At 71.9% G+C, this 17999-nt stretch carries 13 protein-coding genes; 5 read left to right on the plus strand and 8 right to left on the minus strand.

Features of this window, described 5'->3' with window-relative positions:
* The first annotated feature begins 121 nt into the window (after positions 1-121).
* On the plus strand, positions 122-5107 hold the full coding sequence (locus VFZ92_RS19305; protein WP_330877356.1) for an NAD-glutamate dehydrogenase: 4986 nt from the start codon (positions 122-124) through the stop codon (positions 5105-5107).
* Between the two features lie 60 nt (positions 5108-5167).
* Here the strand turns inward: VFZ92_RS19305 and VFZ92_RS19310 are convergent, their stop codons facing one another.
* Complete coding sequence (locus VFZ92_RS19310) at positions 5168-5953, minus strand: MerR family transcriptional regulator (RefSeq protein WP_330877357.1); 786 nt, start codon at positions 5951-5953, stop codon at positions 5168-5170.
* Positions 5950-7032: a serine hydrolase domain-containing protein gene (locus tag VFZ92_RS19315; protein ID WP_330877358.1), complete on the minus strand. Its 1083-nt coding sequence runs from the start codon at positions 7030-7032 to the stop codon at positions 5950-5952. The genes VFZ92_RS19310 and VFZ92_RS19315 overlap by 4 nt, the downstream gene beginning before the upstream one ends.
* Before the next feature lie 276 nt (positions 7033-7308).
* Here VFZ92_RS19315 and VFZ92_RS19320 point away from each other — a divergent pair, with 276 nt between their 5' ends.
* The 4 genes from VFZ92_RS19320 to VFZ92_RS19335 all read left to right on the plus strand — a co-directional run bounded on the left by VFZ92_RS19320 (position 7309) and on the right by VFZ92_RS19335 (position 12428).
* On the plus strand, positions 7309-8202 hold the full coding sequence (locus tag VFZ92_RS19320) for a DNA glycosylase AlkZ-like family protein (RefSeq protein ID WP_330877389.1): 894 nt from the start codon (positions 7309-7311) through the stop codon (positions 8200-8202).
* A 38-nt stretch (positions 8203-8240) separates the two neighbouring features.
* Entirely contained in the window at positions 8241-8672 is a 432-nt protein-coding gene (locus tag VFZ92_RS19325; protein WP_330877359.1) for a thioesterase family protein, read from the plus strand.
* On the plus strand, positions 8665-9300 hold the full coding sequence (locus tag VFZ92_RS19330; protein WP_330877360.1) for a hypothetical protein: 636 nt from the start codon (positions 8665-8667) through the stop codon (positions 9298-9300). The genes VFZ92_RS19325 and VFZ92_RS19330 overlap by 8 nt, the downstream gene beginning before the upstream one ends.
* 80 nt (positions 9301-9380) lie before the next feature.
* Positions 9381-12428 carry an AfsR/SARP family transcriptional regulator gene (locus VFZ92_RS19335; RefSeq protein WP_330877361.1) on the plus strand — a complete coding sequence of 1016 codons (3048 nt, stop codon included), beginning with the start codon at positions 9381-9383 and terminating at the stop codon, positions 12426-12428.
* Here VFZ92_RS19335 and VFZ92_RS19340 read toward each other — a convergent pair.
* From VFZ92_RS19340 to VFZ92_RS19365, 6 genes are all read right to left on the minus strand, one after another.
* Positions 12415-12546 carry a hypothetical protein gene (locus VFZ92_RS19340; protein ID WP_330877362.1) on the minus strand — a complete coding sequence of 44 codons (132 nt, stop codon included), beginning with the start codon at positions 12544-12546 and terminating at the stop codon, positions 12415-12417. The genes VFZ92_RS19335 and VFZ92_RS19340 overlap by 14 nt on opposite strands.
* A gap of 20 nt (positions 12547-12566) precedes the next feature.
* Positions 12567-12749 carry a response regulator transcription factor gene (locus tag VFZ92_RS19345; protein WP_330877363.1) on the minus strand — a complete coding sequence of 61 codons (183 nt, stop codon included), beginning with the start codon at positions 12747-12749 and terminating at the stop codon, positions 12567-12569.
* A gap of 1 nt (position 12750) precedes the next feature.
* Positions 12751-14346, minus strand: coding sequence for a glycoside hydrolase family 13 protein (locus tag VFZ92_RS19350; protein WP_330877364.1), 1596 nt, complete (start codon positions 14344-14346; stop codon positions 12751-12753).
* A gap of 73 nt (positions 14347-14419) precedes the next feature.
* The gene (locus tag VFZ92_RS19355) at positions 14420-14803 is read right to left on the minus strand and encodes a globin (protein WP_330877365.1); all 384 of its coding nucleotides are present in this window, start codon (positions 14801-14803) and stop codon (positions 14420-14422) included.
* A gap of 63 nt (positions 14804-14866) precedes the next feature.
* Complete coding sequence (locus VFZ92_RS19360; RefSeq protein WP_414719948.1) at positions 14867-15793, minus strand: mechanosensitive ion channel family protein; 927 nt, start codon at positions 15791-15793, stop codon at positions 14867-14869.
* Between the two features lie 13 nt (positions 15794-15806).
* The gene (locus VFZ92_RS19365; protein WP_330877366.1) at positions 15807-17864 is read right to left on the minus strand and encodes a prolyl oligopeptidase family serine peptidase; all 2058 of its coding nucleotides are present in this window, start codon (positions 17862-17864) and stop codon (positions 15807-15809) included.
* Between the last annotated feature and the right edge of the window lie 135 nt (positions 17865-17999).

Consider the following 17999-nt stretch of genomic DNA (forward strand, 5'->3'; position numbering starts at 1 on the left):
AGTAGTCCAGGTTGTTCGATTCAGTACCCGGGTCATTGCCACCCCGTTCGAACCGGCCATCTACTGTGGTCCTCGGACCCGGTACACAGAGGTGCCGGATAGCTTGGAGAGTCGTCTGAACATGTCCTCGACTGGAGCCCCGTCCCGTTCCGAGTTCGAAGCCGGTCGCGCCGAACCTGGCAAAAGCCGCTCGGCGAGCCCCGAGCAGGTTCGGGATGAATTGATCGAACGGGCTGCCGCCGCCGCGCCGGAACTCGCCGATCTCATCCGCCTGTACTACCGCCACGCACCCTCCGAGGAAGTCAACGACGACGACCCGGTGGACCTGCTCGGCGCCGTGCGGTCGAACCACCAACTCGCCGAGTCGCGGGTGCCCGGCCGCCCGGCCGTGCGCATCCTGAACCCGACCCGCGCGCACGACGGCTGGGAGTGCCCGGTCACGGTCGTGCAGGTCGTCACCGACGACATGCCGTACCTGGTCGACTCCGTCGCCTCCGAGCTGACGCGCGGCGGTGTCCAGGTCCAGCGCGTGGTGCACCCGATCGTCGTGGTCCGCCGCGACCCGGTGACCGGTGTGCTGCACGAGGTCCTGCCGCTCGCGGACCCGTCCGCGCCACCGGCCGACGCCATCGCCGAGTCGTGGATGAACATCGAGGTCGACCTGATCACGGACCCCGACCGGGCCCGTGAGCTGGAGACCCGGCTGCACACCGTCCTGAACGACGTCCGCGAGGTCGTCGAGGACACCGACAAGATGACCACGACGGCCCGCCAGCTCGCCGACCAGCTCGACAGCGACCCGCCGCGGCTGTCGCAGGACGAGACGAGCGACGGCGCGAAGCTGCTGCGCTGGCTCGCCGACGACCACTTCACCTTCCTCGGCTACCGCCAGTACGAGCTGATCCGCGACGACCCCGCGACCAACGGCGAACCGGCCCTGCGCGCGGTGCTCGCCTCCGGTCTCGGCGTGCTGCGGCAGGACAGCCTGGCCGCGCGCAGCCTGACCGCCGGGCCGGACGCGGGCGCGCAGGCGCTCTCGCCCGAGCTGCTGGTGCTGACGCAGGCCAGCGCGCAGTCGAGCGTGCACCGCTCGGTGTACCCGTACTACGTGGGCGTGAAGACGTTCGACGCCGACGGCAACGTGACCGGTGAGCACCGGTTCCTCGGCGTGTTCGGCACGACCGCGCTGCACGAGGACGTGCTGGACATCCCGGTGATCGAACGCCGGGTGCGCGACGTGATCCACCGCGCGGGCTTCCCGCTGCACTCGTACTCGGGCCAGCGGATGCTGGAGGTCGTCCAGAACTACCCGCGCACCGAGCTGTTCTCGGTCGACGCCGACACGCTCTACGCGACCGTCGCCGGGGTCATCGCGCTGGCCGAACGCCGTCGTCTGCGGCTGTTCCTGCGCCGCGACCCGTACGGCCGCTTCTACTCGTGCCTGGTCTACCTGCCGCGCGACCGCTACACGACGACGTCGCGGCTGGCCATGCAGGAGGTGCTGCTCGACGCGCTCGGCGGCGTGAACCTGGAGTACAGCGCGCGGATAGGGGAATCGGCCCTCGCGCGGGTGCACTTCATGGTGCACACCGACCCCGCCCGCGGCGCGGTCGAGGTCGACACCGCCGAGTTGCAGAACCGCCTGGCCGAGGCCGTGCGGAGCTGGGACGACCGGATGGTCGACGCCGTGCTGGCCGAGCAGGCCGACGGCGGGCAGAACGGCGGCCTCGGCACCGAATCGGCCGGTGAGCAGGGCCAGCGGTTCGCCGTGGCGTTCCCGGAGGCCTACAAGGAGGACTTCTCCGCGGCCGACGGCCTCGCCGACTTCCGCCGCATCGAAGCGCTCCGGCCGGGCGACCTGGACATGGTCTTCTACGTGCCGGAGAACGCCGAGCCGGGGGAGCGGCGGTTCAAGCTGTTCCTGGCGGGCGACCGGATCACGCTGTCGCAGGTGCTGCCGATGTTGCAGCGCATGGGTGTCGTCGTGGTCGACGAGCGCCCGTACGAACTGGTCCGCGAGGACGGCGTGCAGTGCTGGATCTACGACTTCGGCCTGCGCATCGAGCCGAAGATCCTGGACCGGCTCAACACCTCGGACCTGGACACCGTGCAGACCCGCTTCCAGGAGGCGTTCGCCGCCGCGTGGCGCGGTGAGGCGGAGGTCGACGGCTTCAACACGCTGGTGCTCCAGGCCGGTCTGACCTGGCAGCAGGCCGCGATGCTGCGCGCGTACGCGAAGTACCTGCGCCAGGCGGGCACGCCGTACAGCCAGGACTACATCGAGGACGTCGTGCTCGGCCACACGGAGGTGGCGAGCGAGCTGGTGCACCTCTTCGAGGCGCGCTTCGACCCGGCGCTGGACGACGCGAACCGGTCCTCGCGCACGGAGTCGCTCACCGGCGGCCTGGTGAAGCTGATCGACGACGTGACGAGCCTGGACGCGGACCGCATCCTGCGCAGCCTGCTCACGCTCGTGCAGGCGACGCTGCGGACGAACTACTTCTTCCGCGACGCGAGCGGCAACGCCCGGCCGTACCTGGCCGTGAAGCTGAACCCGCAGGCCATCCCCGAGCTGCCGCAGCCGAGGCCGCGGTTCGAGATCTTCGTGTACTCGCCCCGCATCGAGGGCGTGCACCTGCGCTTCGGCTCGGTCGCGCGCGGTGGTCTGCGCTGGTCGGACCGGCGGGAGGACTTCCGCACGGAGATCCTCGGCCTGGTGAAGGCCCAGGCCGTGAAGAACGCGGTCATCGTGCCGGTCGGCGCCAAGGGCGGCTTCGTCGTGAAGCGCCCGCCCGTCTCGACGGGCGACACGGGCCTGGACCGCGAGGCGTTCCTGGCGGAGGGCGTCGCCTGCTACCGCCAGTTCATCTCCGGTCTGCTGGACCTGACCGACAACCTCGACTCCGGCAAGGTCGTCCCCGCGCCGCAGGTCGTCCGGCACGACGGCGACGACACGTACCTGGTGGTCGCGGCGGACAAGGGCACCGCCCAGTTCTCCGACATCGCCAACGAGGTCGCCGTGTCCTACGGCTTCTGGCTCGGCGACGCGTTCGCCTCCGGCGGCTCGGTCGGCTACGACCACAAGGCCATGGGCATCACCGCCAAGGGCGCGTGGGAGAGCGTGAAGCGCAACTTCCGCGAGCTGGGCGTCGACACCCAGTCGCAGGACTTCACCGTCGTCGGTGTCGGCGACATGTCCGGAGACGTGTTCGGCAACGGCATGCTGCTGTCCGAGCACATCCGCCTGGTGGCGGCGTTCGACCACCGGCACATCTTCATCGACCCCACCCCGGTCGCCGCGCCGTCGTTCGCCGAGCGCAAGCGGCTCTTCGAGCTGCCCCGCTCGTCGTGGGCGGACTACGACCTGTCGCTGGTCAGCGCGGGTGGCGGTGTCTGGCCGCGCACGGCGAAGTCCATCCCGCTCAGCGCCGAGGTGCGCGAAGCGCTGGGCATCGACGCCGGCGTCGAGAAGCTGTCGCCGCAGGACCTGATGAAGGCGATCCTGCTGTCCCCGGTCGACCTGCTGTGGAACGGCGGCATCGGCACGTACGTCAAGGCCGCGACCGAGACGCACGCCGAGGTCGGCGACAAGGCCAACGACGGCCTCCGCGTCAACGGCGTCGACCTGCGGGTCAAGGTCGTCGGTGAGGGCGGCAACCTGGGCCTGACCCAGCGCGGCCGGATCGAGTTCGCCCGCAAGGGCGGCAAGGTCAACACCGACGCGCTGGACAACTCGGCCGGTGTCGACTGCTCCGACCACGAGGTCAACATCAAGATCCTGCTGGACCAGCTCGTCCGCGACGGCAAGTTCGACCAGCAGCAGCGCAACGAGCTGCTCGGCCAGATGACCGACGAGGTCGGCGAGCTGGTGCTGGCGGACAACTACTCGCAGAACGCCGTCATGGGCGTCAGCCGGGCGCACGCGGCCCCGATGCTGTCGGTGCACGCGCGGCTGGTCGCGGACCTGGAGAAGCGCGGCGTGCTCGACCGCGAGCTGGAGGCGCTGCCCAGCGCCGCCGAGTTCCGCGCCATGGAGAAGGCGGGCAGCGGCCTCACCTCGCCCGAGCTGTGCACGCTGCTCGCGCACGTGAAGCTCGCGCTCAAGGAGGACGTGCTCGCCAGCGACCTGCCGGAGGTCGAGACGTTCGCCCGCAAGCTGCCGGAGTACTTCCCCAGCGAGCTGCGCGAACGCTTCGACGACGTGATCCCCGCGCACCCGCTGCGCAAGCAGATCACGACGACCGTGCTCGTCAACGAGGTCATCGACGGCGCGGGCATCTCCTACCCGTTCCGCCTGACCGAGGAGATCAGCGCGTCCCCGACCGACGCGGTCCGCGCGTTCGCCGTGGTCACCGAGATCTTCGGCCTCAAGGCGCACTGGGAGGAGATCCGGGGCCTCGACAACCTGCTCGACACGGCCGTCGCCGACGAGATGGTGCTGGAGTCGCGCAGGCTGCTCGACCGCGCGTCCCGCTGGCTGCTGTCCAACCGGCCGCAGCCGTTGCAGGTCGGCTCGACGATCTCCCGGTTCGCCGGTGTGGTCACCGAGCTGGCGGGCAGGATCCCGGACCTGTTGCAGGGGCGTGAGCGCACGTCGCTCGACCTGCACGTGGCCCGACTGGTGAAGGCCGGTGTGTCGGAGGACCTGGCGTGCCGGGTGGCGTCGCAGCTCTTCACCTACAGCCTGCTCGACATCACCGAGATCGCCGAGCTGGCCGAGCGCGAGGCGGGGGACGGCACCGGGCTGCTCCCGGAGCGGTCGCACCTGGAGACCGCCGAGCTGTACCACGCGCTGTCCGAGCACCTGGGCATGGACCACATGCTCAGCTCGGTGAGTTCGCTGGAGCGCGGGAACCGGTGGCACGCGCTGGCCCGGCTGGCCCTGCGGGACGACTTCTACTCCTCGCTGCGCGCGATCACGCTCGACGTGCTGCGCATCAGCGACCCCGGCGACAGCCCGGAGGAGAAGATCGCGACCTGGGAGCAGATGAACGCCTCCCGGTTGAGCAGGGCCCGCGCGGCGCTGGAGGAGATCAACCAGGCGAACCGGTTGGACCTGGCCACGCTGTCGGTCGCCGCGCGGCAGATCCGCGGCATGGTGCTGTGACGTGAGGTGTGCGGGAAGCCCCCGGAGCCCCGCGGGTTCCGGGGGCTTCCCGTCGCTGGGTCACTGGTGCGGGATGGGGATCCCCGCGGCGCGCAGATCGGCCTCGACGAGCGCGTTCAGGCGCGCCCAGCTCGTTCCGACGCCCTCGCTGTGGTGGTTGACCAGCCCGTAGCGGGCGGCGGCGTCCGGTGGGAGCCGGAAGCCCGCCGGTACCTCCAGCAGTTCCCGGTTGGCCAGCAGGCCCGCGGACAGGGCCGAGGCCAGTTCGTCGATCCGGGGGTCGTCCGGGGCCCACGACCGCGCGTCCCAGGCGCGCTTGGTCAGCTCGACGAACGCGGGATCGTCGAGCCGGTGGTCGAGCTGGGTCAGGAACAGGTCGAACAGGTCCGGCGCCAGTGCCCTCGCCAGCACCAGGGCCTCCCGCTGGCCGGCCACGTAGTCGGGGCTGAAGCCCAGGTCGGTGAGCCTGCGCAGGAGCGTGAGGGCGCGGTCGGGGAGCAGGAGCCGGTCGCCGTCGGCGAGCCGCCGCAGCGTGTCGCGGCGGGCCACCAGGTCGGCGATGCGGTCGGTGAGGCGCTGCTCGACGTCGGCGACGGCGGTCGCGAACCGCTCGGTGTCGGCGTCGAGCATGGACCCGACCTCGGCCAGCGGTGCGCCCGCGGCGGCCAGGGTCCGGACCTGCACCAGGCGGAGCAGGTCGGCCGATCCGTAGCGGCGGTAGCCGGAGCTGTCGCGCGGTGGTTCGTCCAGCAGGCCGTGCCGGTGGTAGTGCCGCACGGCCTTCACCGTGACACCGGCGAACGCCGCGGCCTGACCGATCGTGACGCCGGTCGGGTGTCCCGTCATCCGTGGTGGTCGACTTCCTGGTCGGGGCAGAACACGTCGTGGACCAGCGAGGCCAACGCCCGCGGGAACGCCGTCGCCAGGTCGATCTCGGAGGCCCCGGACGTCAGCGCCGCGGTCAGGGTCGTGCTGCCGTCGGGGGTGCTGTACATCAGCGCTCCGTGGCCGATGGTGCTGCCGTTGTGGCGGAGGACGGTGGTGCCGCAGTCCGTCTCCTCCACGAACAGGCCGAGACCGTAGCCGATCTTCGGGTGCGGTGTGCGCATCTCCGCCAGGAGCGGGGCCGGGAGGAGAGCTCCGCTCAAGAGGGCGGAGAAGAACGTGGACAGGTCCTGGGTGGTGGAGATCATGTCGCCCGCGGCGAAGAACAGGGACGTGTTCTGGCGGGTGACGTCGACGGTCTTCCACTCGCCCGCGTGCTGGTAGTGGTAGTAGCCGTGGGAGTGCGGTTCGGCGATGTCGGGGTCGGCGCCGGGCAGTTCCGTGTGCCGCAGTCCCAGCGGGTGCAGGATTCGTCGGCGCACCTCGTCGGCGAAGGGGCGGCCGGTGATGTCCTCGACCAGGAGGCCGGCCAGGGTGTAGTTGGTGTTGGAGTAGCTCCAGTCCGTGCCCGGTGCGAACCGCGGTGGCTTGGAGAGGGACAGCCGCACCAGTTCGTCCGGGTGGTAGGTGTGGAAGCGGTTGTCCACCCATTCCTGGCCCGTTGAGGGGAGCCCAGGAGCGGTGGTGCCGTCCCGGTTGAGGTCGCCGGTGTGGTTGAACACGCCGCTGGTGTTCTGGAGCAGCATCCTGGTGGTGATCCGCCGGTCCAGGGCGAAGCGGGGGAGGTGGTCGGCCACCGGGGTGTCGAGGGCGAGCCCGCCCTCGGAGACCAGGTCGAGGACGACTGCGGCGGTGAAGGTCTTGGTGTTGCTGCCAATGCGGATCCGGCCGTCGGCGGGGGGTGGGGTTCCCGTGTCCTGCTCGCGGGTTCCGGCGGTGCTGGTCCGGTTGGTGCGAGGGGTGCGCACGCGTAGTTCCGCGCTGGCGAAGCCGAGATTGACGAGGGTGCGGGCTGAGTCGTCCAGGGTTCGGGTCGGCATGTGCGCAGGGTTCAGGTTGACCCTGGGGCGGGGTCAAGGGAAAGCGGCTCGGTCGCCGACGCCGGGGTGCGACCGGTTTGACGCGGGCCCGTCGACCTGTCCCTTTGTCCGGTTGGGAAGGGCAGGTGGAAAGCCCTTGCCGACAAAGGGGCAAATCCCCGAGCGAATCCGGCGGCGGTTCGTGCCGGGTTGGGTGGTGCTGGCCTTCTCGGGTGTGGCGTTAGGTTGGTGTTCGTGGGGTTTGCCATGAGTGTCGAGCAGGTGCTCGCTGTGCGGATGCGGGCGCAGAGGCTCGTTTCTCCCGCTCGTGGTCTGCGTGATGTGGTGGCGTTGCAGGCTCAGGACGTCCGTGCCCTCGGTGTTGCCGCCGGAAATCGCGGGTTGGGTGTCGAAGGGGTGCGCACGTGGGCTTTTCGGGGCACGTTGCACCTGCTCCACGCCGCTGATGTGCGGTGGGTCCTGGGAGTGGTCGGACCGCGTTCTGTTGCCGCTGGTGCTCGTCGGCGGGCTCGGTCGGGGTTGGACGACGAGTTGTGCCGTCGCGCGTTGGGGGCGTTGCGGGAGGTCCTCCAGGAACCGCGGGATCGTGCTGGTGTCGTTCGGGCGCTGGCCGAGGTCGGGGTCGTGGTGGACCCAGGGGGGCAGGCGCCCGCGCACCTGTTGGCGTTCGCCTGCCTCTCCGGGGTGGTCCAGCGGGGGCTGGACGACCGGTACTGGCTGCTCGCGCCCGACGACGGCGAGGATCCGCGTGGTGTCACCGAACTGTTCCACCGCTACCTCGGTGCCTACGGTCCGGCCACCGTCGAGGACTTCGTCACCTGGAGCGGGCTGCGGGCGGCCGACTGCCGCGGTCTCGACCTCGACGGGCTGCGGGACACCGGGTTCGGGTTCGTCCTGCCCGGTACCGAGCCCGCTGAACCCGTCGGGGCGGTGGCGTTGCTCGGGCACTCCGACACCTACCTGCTCGGGTACCGGGACCGGTCGCTCGCGCTGGACCCGGCGTACGCCCCCCGGATCCAGACGGGTGGGGGTTTCCTCACACCGCACGTGGTGCTCGACGGGCGGGTCGTGGGGACGTGGAAGCGCTCCGGCGGTGAACTGGTGCTCGCTCCGTTCGAGCCAGGGCGGGGCCGGGAACTCCGGCGGTTGCTGGGCGAGGACACTCGTTAGGCTGGGGAAATCCACAGACTTGCAGGAGGCGCGTTCCGTTGGGTGTGTTCGTCACGGGTGTCCGGCCGCGATGGTCGGACATGGACGCGTTCGGCCACGTCAACCACGCCAACACGGTGACGTTGCTGGAGGAGGCGCGGGTCGACCTGCTGTTCACCGAGGCCGCCCGGCACGGCGTGACGGACATGACACACGGCATGGTGGTGGCCCGCCTCGTGGTGGACTACCTGACGCCGATCGTGTTCACCGGCGACGAGATCGTGGTCGAGATGTCGGTTCGCGAACTCCGGTCGGCGTCGTTCCTGCTCGACTACACCGTGCGGAACCAGCGCGGTGAGGACAGCGTCGTCGTGACGAAGGCGGAAACGCTGATGGTGCCCTACAACGTGACGGCCGCACGGCCGCGGCGTCTCGACGAAGCCGAGCGCGACTTCCTCGCGGGCTGGCGGGCCGGAGGTAACGGTGCCTGAGTTGATCCTGGCCGATCCCGCCGAGCGGGACGACCTCGGCGCGTTCGTGGCCCGCGCCGTCCGGCTGGAGCCGCAGGCGGTGGTCCGGCTGCGCAACCGCGGTGACAGCGGGCTGGTGGACGCGTGGGTGGCGACCCCGTTCGACGCGCTGGCCACGCGCACGGTCGCGGGCCGCCTCGAACCGTCGGACGTGACGGTGTCGGGCAGCGACCTGCTGATGGGGCTGGCCGTGGTGCGCAGCGCGACGGTCGACCCCGGCCCGGCGAAGGACCTGATGTGGCGGTCGGCGCTCCCGCCGACGGCGGGCTGGCTGCCCGTGGACCGGCTGCCCGGCAGCGTCGTGTCCGGGCTCGCGGACGAGGGCGTGGCGGTGGCTCGGGAGAACGCGGGCCCGCACGGCACGCCGCCCGCGTCGCTGCTGGACCAGACGGTGATCACGGTCAGCGGGTCCGGCCTGGACGTGAAGGTGCCGCTGCGGTGCCTGTTCGCGCTGTCCGGCATGGGCTTCCTCGGCACGACCGAGGAGGACGAGGTGCGCGTGACCGCGACGGACTCGTGGCTGCGGATCGACGCGCGCTTCGGCGCGATCGTGCGCCGCAGGCACTCCATGCTGCCGCTGCTCGTGTGAGCCGATCCCCGGTTTCGACTACCGTGGTGGCTCCGCCGTAGTCGCGCGGGGGGCGCGTCCGGCGTGGCGGGGGGAGTCGCGTGGAGTTCCGGGTCCTCGGACCGATCGAGGCGTACGTCGACGGTGCGGCGGTGCCCGTCGGCGGCCCCAAACCGCGCACGCTGCTGGCGCTGCTCGCCGTGCACGCGGGCCGGGTCGTCTCCCAGGACCAGCTCGTCGACGCCGTGTGGGGCGAGGAGCCGCCCGAGCAGACCCGTGCCGCCGTCTACACCTACGTGTCGACGCTGCGGCGCGCGTTCGCCGAGGAAGCGGACGTGCTCTCGCGCAACGGCGGCGGCTACCTGCTCGCGGCCGAACTGGACCAGGTCGACCTGCACGTGTTCACCACCGAGGTCGTCGCGGGTCGCAAGGCCCTCGCCGACGGCGACCTGGAGGAGGCCGCCGCGCGCTTCACCGCCGCGCTGTCGGTGTGGCGCGGCCCGGCGCTCGGTGGTGCGCAGGGCCGGTGGGCCGAGGGCGAGCGGTCCCGGCTGGAGGAGCTGCGGCTGGCCGCGCTGGAGGACCGCGTGGACGCCGACCTGGCGATCGGCCGCGGAGCCGCGCTGGTCCCGGAGCTGAGCGCCGCCGTGGCCGCGCACCCGCTGCGCGAACGCCTGCGCAGCCAGCTCATGCTCGCGCTGCACCAGTCGGGCAGGCAGGCGGAGGCGCTGGCCTGCTACCGCGAGGGCCGCCAGGTCCTGCTGGACGAGCTGGGCCTGGAGCCCGGCCAGGCGCTGCGCTCGACGCACGACCGCGTCCTGCGCTCCGACGCCGAACCGACCCCACCGCCCGCGTCGCCGCCGGACGCCGTGGAGGTGGTCGTCGTGCCGCAGCGGCCCAGCCAGCTCCCGTTCGACATCGCCGACTTCACCGGCAGGCTGGACGAGGTCACCCGGCTGTCGGAGCACCTGTCCTCGACGGGATCCGCCGTGCGGCTGTGCGCGATCTCCGGCAAGCCGGGCGCGGGCAAGTCGACGCTGGCCATGCACGTGGCCCACGCCGTGCGCGGGCACTTCCCCGACGGCCAGCTCTACGCGACCCTGCGCGGCGTCCAGGCCGTGCGCGCGGACCCGGCCGAGGTGCTGGCGGGGTTCCTGCGGGCGCTCGGCGTCGCCGACTCGGCGGTGCCCGCCGAACTCGACGAGCGCGCCCAGCTCTACCGCACCCTGCTGGCCGACCGGCGGGTGCTCGTGGTGCTCGACGACGCCGCCGACGAACGCCAGATCCGGCAGCTGCTGCCGGGCAGCCCCTCCTGCGCGGTGCTCGTGACCAGCCGGGAACGGCTCGGCGCGCTCGGCGGTGCGGCCCAGTTCGGCTTGGACGTCCTGGACGACGCCGAGGCGTTCGAACTGCTCGACCGGGTCATCGGCGGTGGCCGCGCGAGCACCGAGCCGGAGGCCGCGCAGGACATCGTGCGGCTGTGCGGACGGCTGCCGCTGGCCGTGCGGATCGCCGGTGCCCGCCTGGCCGCCCGTCCGCAGTGGAAGCTCGCGCGCCTGGCCGACCGGCTGCGCGTGCAGCGCCGGGTGCTCCAGGAGCTGACGCTGGGCGACCTGGAGGTGCGCGGCAGCCTGGCGCTGAGCTACGGCGGACTGGCCGAACGGGAACGCGCCGCGCTGCGCCGCCTCGGCCTGCTCGACGTGTCGACGTTCGGCGGCTGGCTGGTCGCCCCGCTGATCGACTGCTCGCCGGACGAGGGGGAGGAGGTCGTCGAGCGGCTGGTCGACGCCCAGCTCCTCGACGTCGTGACCAGCGACGACAGCGGCGCGCTGCGCTACCACGTGCACGACCTGACCAGGGCGTTCGCGCGGGAGCGGGGAGACGCCGAGGAGTCGGGCGCCGAGGTCCGCGCGGCCTGCACCCGTGCCGCCGAGGCGTGGCTGACGCTGGTGGAGACGGCCGGGCAGCGGATGCCGCACGCCCAGTTCGGCGAGCGCGGGGTCCCGTCCCCGTCGCCCTACCTGGACGCCGACCTGGCCGACGAGCTGCTCGCCGACCCCGAGGCGTGGTTCGACGCCGAGCAGTCCGACCTGGTCGGCGTGGTCGAGCGGATCAGCGAACTGGACCTCACCGACATCGCGACCAGGCTGGCCGCGGCGCTGTGCTCGTCGCGGTTCTCCGTCCGCAACCTGTTCGGCCAGTGGTGGCGCACCCACTCGGCCGCGCTGGACGCCGCCCGCCGGGTCGGTGACCGCACCGGTGAGGCGCGGCTGCTGTCGGGGCTCGGCTGGTTGCGCTACGAGCAGGACCGCTTCGACGAGTCCTCGGGCTACTTCGAGCAGGCGCTGGAGGCGTACGCGCACACCGCGGACGCCCGCGGCCAGGCCCTGGCCCGGCTGGCGCTGAGCACCGTGCGCCGCGAACGCGGCGAGCTGACGAAGGCCCACGAGTCGCTGAGCCTCGCCCTGCTGGAGCTGCGCGAACTGGACGAGCCGCACGCCGTCGCCCAGGCCGAGCACGAGCTCGGCCGCGTGCTCACCGAGCGGGGCGACCTGGACGGCGCCTTGGAGACGTGCGAGCGGACCCTCGCCGCCTACCGCTCGTTCGACGACCGGCGCGGCACGGCCATCGCGCTCCGGTCGGTCGGCATCGCGCTCCGCGCCGCCGGCCGCCTGGACGAGGCCGCGCAGCGCTGCGAGGCGGCCGTCGACGTGCTGCGCGGGCTCGGTGACCGGCTGATGTCGGCCTACGCCGTGCAGGCCCTGGCGAAGGTCCGCATCCGCCAGGGCCGCGGCGACGCCGTGCGCAGCGACCTGCTGGAGTGCCTGGCCACGTGCAACGACATGCAGGACGGCTTCGGCCAGGCGCTGCTGCTGCGCACGCTCGGTGAGCTGGAGCAGGCGGCGGGACGCCCGGAGGTGGCCCACCGCTACCTGGAGCGCTCCCTCCAGTGGTGGGACGCGCTGGGCCTGCCGGTGTGGCGGGCCCGCACGCTGCGCGACCTGTCGTCCGTCCTGGTCGCCCTCGACGACCGGTCCGCGGCCGACCGGGCGTGGACCGAAGCGCTGTCGATCTTCGAGCGGCACGGCAGCCGGGAGGCGCGCGAACCGAGGGAACCCCGGCCGCAGGACGTCCTCAACCCCGCGTGACGGTGTGGTCGACCCGGTGCGCGAAGAACCAGCCGCGCCGAGTCCTCGTCGGCAGCAGCTCGGCCGAGTCGACCCGGAGCCCGCCCGCCTCCGGCGAGGTGGCGGGCCCGACGACCACGATCGGGTCGTCCGGGCCGCTCAGCCCGCGATCCGGGTCCGGTTGGTCAGCCCGAGCGTGGCCAGCAGGTTCCGCACGGGCGTCTCCGCGGTCCGCGCGGACAGCACCAGCCGGTCGGCGACGGCGCGGTTGGGCAGCCCCGCGCCGACCATCCCGGCGACCTCGCGCTCACGGACCGCCGCCCCGCCGGGACTCCCCTCCACCTCAGACCAGCCACACCGCGGTGTCCGGGGGCAGCTGCGCGCCGTCCATGGGCCCGCTGGAGATCAGGATCTCGCCGGGCGGCAGCGGCACCGAGGCACCGGACGTGTTGAGCGCGCAGATGAGCCCGCCGCCCTTGCGGCGGAACGCGAAGCAGCCGGGAGGGGCGCCGTACCACTCCAGCTCGTCACCGGTGATGCCCGGCTGGGACTTCCGCAGCTCCAGCGCGTGCCGGTACAGCGACAGCATCGAGTCGGGGTCTTCCAGCTGCGCCTCGGCGGTCAGGTCGTGCCACTCGTTGGGCACCGGCAGCCACGTGTGCGCGTTCTCCGAGAAGCCGAACGGCGGGACGCCGCCCTCCCACGGGATCGGCACGCGGCAGCCGTCACGGCCCCGCTCGGTGTGGCCGGAACGCTCCCACGTCGGGTCCTGCAACGCCCACTCGGGCAGTTCGACGTTGGGCAGGCCCAGTTCCTCGCCGTTGTAGAGGTAGACGACACCGGGCAGCGCCAGCTCGACCAGGATCATCGCCCGCGCGCGCTTCAGGCCGAGCGGACCGCCGCCGTAGCGGCTCACGTGCCGCACCACGTCGTGGTTGGACAGCGTCCACGTCGGCGGGGTGCCGGACGGGGAGACCGCGCCGATGGAGTGGTCGATCGCGGAGCGGACCTGGTCGGCGTCGAAACCCGCCTCCACCAGGCGGAAGTTGAACGCCAGGTGCAGTTCGTCGGGCCGCACGTAGCGGGCGAAGCGCTCGTCGTCGGTCACCCAGACCTCGCCGACGGCCATCGTGCCGGGGTACGCGTCGAGCGTCTTGCGGATCATCCGGTGGATCTCGTGCACGCCGTCGTCGTCGAACCGCGGGTCGCGGACGTCGTCGTGCAGCACGCCGGACGTGCCCAGGACCCTCGGGTCCATGTTCGGCAGGTTGTACGGCTTCGCCATGCCGTGCGCGACGTCGATCCGGAAGCCGTCGACACCCCGGTCGAGCCAGAACCGGAGCGTCTGCTCCAGGTCGGCGTGGACCTCCGGGTTGTCCCAGTTCAGGTCGGGCTGCTCCGGTGCGAACAGGTGCAGGAACCACTGGCCGTCGCGGACGCGGGTCCACGCCGGACCGCCGAAGAGGCTGGTCCAGTTGTTCGGCGGCTGCGAGCCGTCGTAGCCGCCGCCGTCGCGGAAGACGTACCGCGCCCGCTCGTGGCTGCCGGGGGGCGAGTTGAGCGCGGCCTGGAACCACGGGTGCTGGTCGCTGGTGTGGTTCGGCACCAGGTCGACGGTGATCCGCATGTTGTGCGCGTGCGCGTCCGCGACCAGCGCGTCGAACGCGGCCAGGTCGCCGAACATCGGGTCGACGTCCCTGGGGTCCGCCACGTCGTAGCCGTGGTCGGCCATCGGCGAGCGGTAGAACGGCGTGAGCCACAGCGCGTCGACCCCGAGGAGTTCCAGGTAGCCCAGCCGGGAGCGGATGCCCTCCAGGTCGCCGATGCCGTCGTTGTTGGAGTCGGCGAACGAGCGCACGTACACCTGGTAGAAGACCGCGTCACGCCACCAGGCGGACTCGTCGGCGATCTCTGGTTGGAGGTCGGAGGATCGTCGCACGAGTGTTCATCCTGCCATTCGGGGCGGCGTGGTTCGTCCCGGTTCACGGGATCGAGCGGGGAGGGCCGGGGAATCAGACCCAGGCGTTCATCAGGCTGTTCGCGGCCATCTCGAGGTAGGCCCAGAGCTGCGCGCGGTGCTCGGGGGACAGGTTCTCCTCGTCCACCGCGATCTTCATGCAGCGCAGCCAGGCGTCGCGTTCGACCGGGCCGATGCTGAACGGCTGGTGCCGCATGCGCAGCCGCGGGTGCCCTCTGGTGTCCGAGTACGTGTGCGGGCCGCCCCAGTACTGCATGAGGAACAGCCGGAAGCGCTCCTCCGCGGGACCGAGGTCCTCCTCGGGGTAGAGCGGCCGGAGCACTTCGTCGGTGGCCACTTCCTGGTAGAAGCGCGCGACGATCCGGTGGAAGGTGTCGTACCCGCCCACCGCTTCGTAGAAGTTCTCCGGAGTGGCCACCCGTCCATCCTGACTCACGCACCCGCCCCCGCGCGCGTCGGGGGGGCGGATGTCGTGGCGCGATCAGGATTTCGCGGTGGTCACACCCGAGTCGTCCTTGACCGTCGTCACACCCGAGTTCTCCAGCGCGGGCATGAGCTTCGCGCGCAGCGCCCGCTGCACCGACCACTGGCGGCCGGGGCGCACCTTCACGGTGACGCGCATGGTGATCCCCTCGGCGGTGACCTTCTCCACACCGAGCACCTGCGGCTTGTCGATGACGTCCTTGGACAGCGGCTCCGCCTCGGTCGCCTCCAGCGAGACCTTCTCCAGCACCTCGCTGGCCTCGGCCAGGTTCGCGCCGTAGGCCAGGGGGAGGTCGACGACGGCGACCGCGAAGCCCTGGCTGGAGTTGCCGACGCGCAGGATCTCGCCGTTGCGGACGTACCAGACGGTGCCGTTCCCGTCGCGGATCGTGGTGATCCGCAGGCCGACCGCCTCGACGGTGCCGGTCGCGGGGCCGAGGTCCACGACGTCGCCGACGCCGTACTGGTCCTCCAGCATCATGAACATGCCGGACAGGAAGTCCTTGACCAGGTTCTGCGCGCCGAAACCGATCGCCACGCCGAGGATGCCCGCGGACGTCAGGATCGGGGCCACGTTCATGCCCAGCTCGGTGAGCACCTGGATGAACGCGATCCCGAAGACGCCGATGGTCGTCACGGACTTGAGCACCGAGCCGATGGTCTTGGCGCGCTGGTCGCGGCGTTCCGAGACCAGCGCTCCCAGGGCCTGCGGCGCCCGTTCCCGCAGCGGTCGCAGCAGCGAGGGCTTGCGCTCCGCGTTGCCGCCCTTGGTCAACCGGTCGATCAGCCTGCGCAGGAGCCAGCGGACCACGATCGCGATCAGCACGATCAGCGCGATGCGCAGTCCTGCCTGGGCGAGCTTCGGCCCGTTCTCCACCCACCAGTCGATGGCGAGCGCCTGCTTGGCGTCATCGAGTCCCTGCACGAACGCTTTCCTCCTACAAGTCCAGGCCCGTCGCGTGGGCGAGGAAGGTCAACTGGTCCACGGCCAGCCCCGCCGCGCGGCTCACCGAGCGACCCGCGTGACCGACCTCGGTCTCGCGGCGGATCAGCACCGGGTGCTTCGCCGGGTCGGACGTGGTCGCGTGCTGAAGTGCGGCGCACATCTTGCGGGCGTGGTTGGGATCCACTCGGCTGTCCGACTCGAAGACCGTGAACAGCACCGAAGGGTACTCAACTTCCGGGCGTACCCGGTGGTACGGGGAGTAGGACAAGAGCCACGTGAACTCCTCCGGCTCCGCGGCCGTGCCGTACTCCTCGGCCCACAGCCGCCCGAGCAGGAAGTTCTCGTAGCGCAGCATGTCCAGCAGTGGGGCCGAACACACGACGGCCGCGTACAGCTCCGGGCGCTGGGTCAGCGCGGCCCCGACGAGCAGGCCCCCGTTCGAGCCGCCCATGATCGCCAGCTGCTGCGGCGTGGTCCACCCGTCGCGGACGAGCCGCTCCGCCGCGGCGTGGAAGTCGTCGAACACGTTCTGCTTGTGCTCGCGCATCCCGGCCCGGTGCCACCGCTCGCCCTCCTCGTCGCCGCCGCGCAGCGACGCGTGCACCCACACCCCACCCGCCTCGACCCAGGCCAGCGTCGTGGCGGAGTAGCCGGGGCCGCGACCGACCGCGAACCCGCCGTAGCCGGACAGCAGCGTCGGACGGGGGTGGTCCGGCGTCCGTTCGGCGGAGACCACGAACATCCGAACGGTCGTGCCGTCCGCGGAGGTGTACTCCAGCTGCTGCGTCGTCACGTCCGGCAGCTCGACGGCGCCCGGCGCCGCCGCGTGCAGCTCGGTCACGCCCCGTGACAGCGAGTGGCGGAACACCGACAGCGGGGTGGTGAAGTCCGAGTACCCGAACCACACGTCGTCGCCGCGCTCGTCGTCCACAATGGACAGCCCGTGCACGGAGCCGGTGCCCGGCAGCGGGACCTCGCGGAGGTGCTCGCCGGTCACCGGGTCGTGCAGGTGCAGCTCGGACACCGCGTGCCGGGTGCGCAGCACGACCAGCGCGTCGTCCAGCCACCTCGCGCCGTCGAGCACCGAGTCCTCCTGCTCGGGCACCACGTCGACCCAGTGCTCGGGCGTCGGCGTCGCGGGGTCGGTCGCGCACAGCCGGAACCGGGGCGCGTCCAGCGAGGTGTGCAGGTAGAGCCTGCCGTCGCGGGCCACCCACGCGGTGCACTGGGCGCCCGCCTCGACGTCGACGACCTGGTTCAGCACCCGGTCGCCGTGCAGGTCCGCGATCCAGACCGAGTCGCGCCGCACCGAGCCGGGGGCGCCGTTGACGACCAGCCACCGGCCGCAGGGCGAGACCTTCAGCCCGTAGAAGTAGGTGTGGTCGAGCCCGTCGCCGTGCACGAGGACGTCCGTCGCCGGGTCGGAGCCCACGCGGTGCCGCCACACCCTCCGGTGGAACAGCCGCTCGTCCTCCGGCAGGTCGGCCGGGTCGAGCTGCCGCACGTAGTAGAACTCCTCGCCGCCGGGCAGCCAGCCGACGGGGGAGTAGCGGCAGCGGTCGATCGGGCCCTCGACCCGCTCGCCGGAGTCGACGTCGACCACGAAGAGCACCGACCGCTCGTCGCCGCCGACGGAGACCTGGTAGGCCAGCAGCCCGCCCTCGGCGCTCGGCGACCACGCGTCCAGCGTCGTCGCGCCGGACGGGTCCAGCTCGTTCACGTCCAGCAGCACGCGCTCGGTGCCGTCGGCCTCGCGCAGGCGCACGACCGGGTGGTCCTGGCCGGGGTCGCGGCGGGTGAAGAAGGCCCTCCCCGCGCGCCACACCGGGGTCGACACCGATCCGGTCCGCATGAGGTCCCGGAGCCGGTCGCCGAGCGCCTCGCGCCCCGGCAGGGCGTCGAGCCACGACCGCGCGAGTGCGTCCTGTGATCCAGACCACTCTGCTGTGCGGGGGTCGGCGGGGTCCTCCAGCCAGCGGTACGGATCCGCCACCGGGTAGCCGTGCAGGTCCTCGACGAGGTCGAGCCGTTCGGCCGAGGGATAGGTCATCGTCGCAGGCAGAGCTGCGGGGGGAACCTCAGTCACCCGCGCCAGCGTAGCGTGGGTATGACAACCATCCCCGATAGGCCCGAGTTCACCCACATTTCGATCTCGGGTGGGCTCGCACACGTGCCTTTTGGGGGT

It is taken from the genome of Umezawaea sp. (assembly GCF_036375055.1).
GTDB lineage: Bacteria > Actinomycetota > Actinomycetes > Mycobacteriales > Pseudonocardiaceae > Umezawaea.

Excerpts from the sequence above, each read along its gene's own strand:
- VFZ92_RS19310 (WP_330877357.1), bottom strand. The coding sequence starts at position 5,953 with ATGACGGGACACCCGACCGGCGTCACGATCGGTCAGGCCGCGGCGTTC.
- VFZ92_RS19365 (WP_330877366.1), bottom strand. The coding sequence starts at position 17,864 with ATGACCTATCCCTCGGCCGAACGGCTCGACCTCGTCGAGGACCTGCAC.
- VFZ92_RS19320 (WP_330877389.1), top strand. The coding sequence starts at position 7,309 with ATGCGGGCGCAGAGGCTCGTTTCTCCCGCTCGTGGTCTGCGTGATGTG.
- VFZ92_RS19315 (WP_330877358.1), bottom strand. The coding sequence starts at position 7,032 with ATGCCGACCCGAACCCTGGACGACTCAGCCCGCACCCTCGTCAATCTC.
- VFZ92_RS19305 (WP_330877356.1), top strand. The coding sequence starts at position 122 with ATGTCCTCGACTGGAGCCCCGTCCCGTTCCGAGTTCGAAGCCGGTCGC.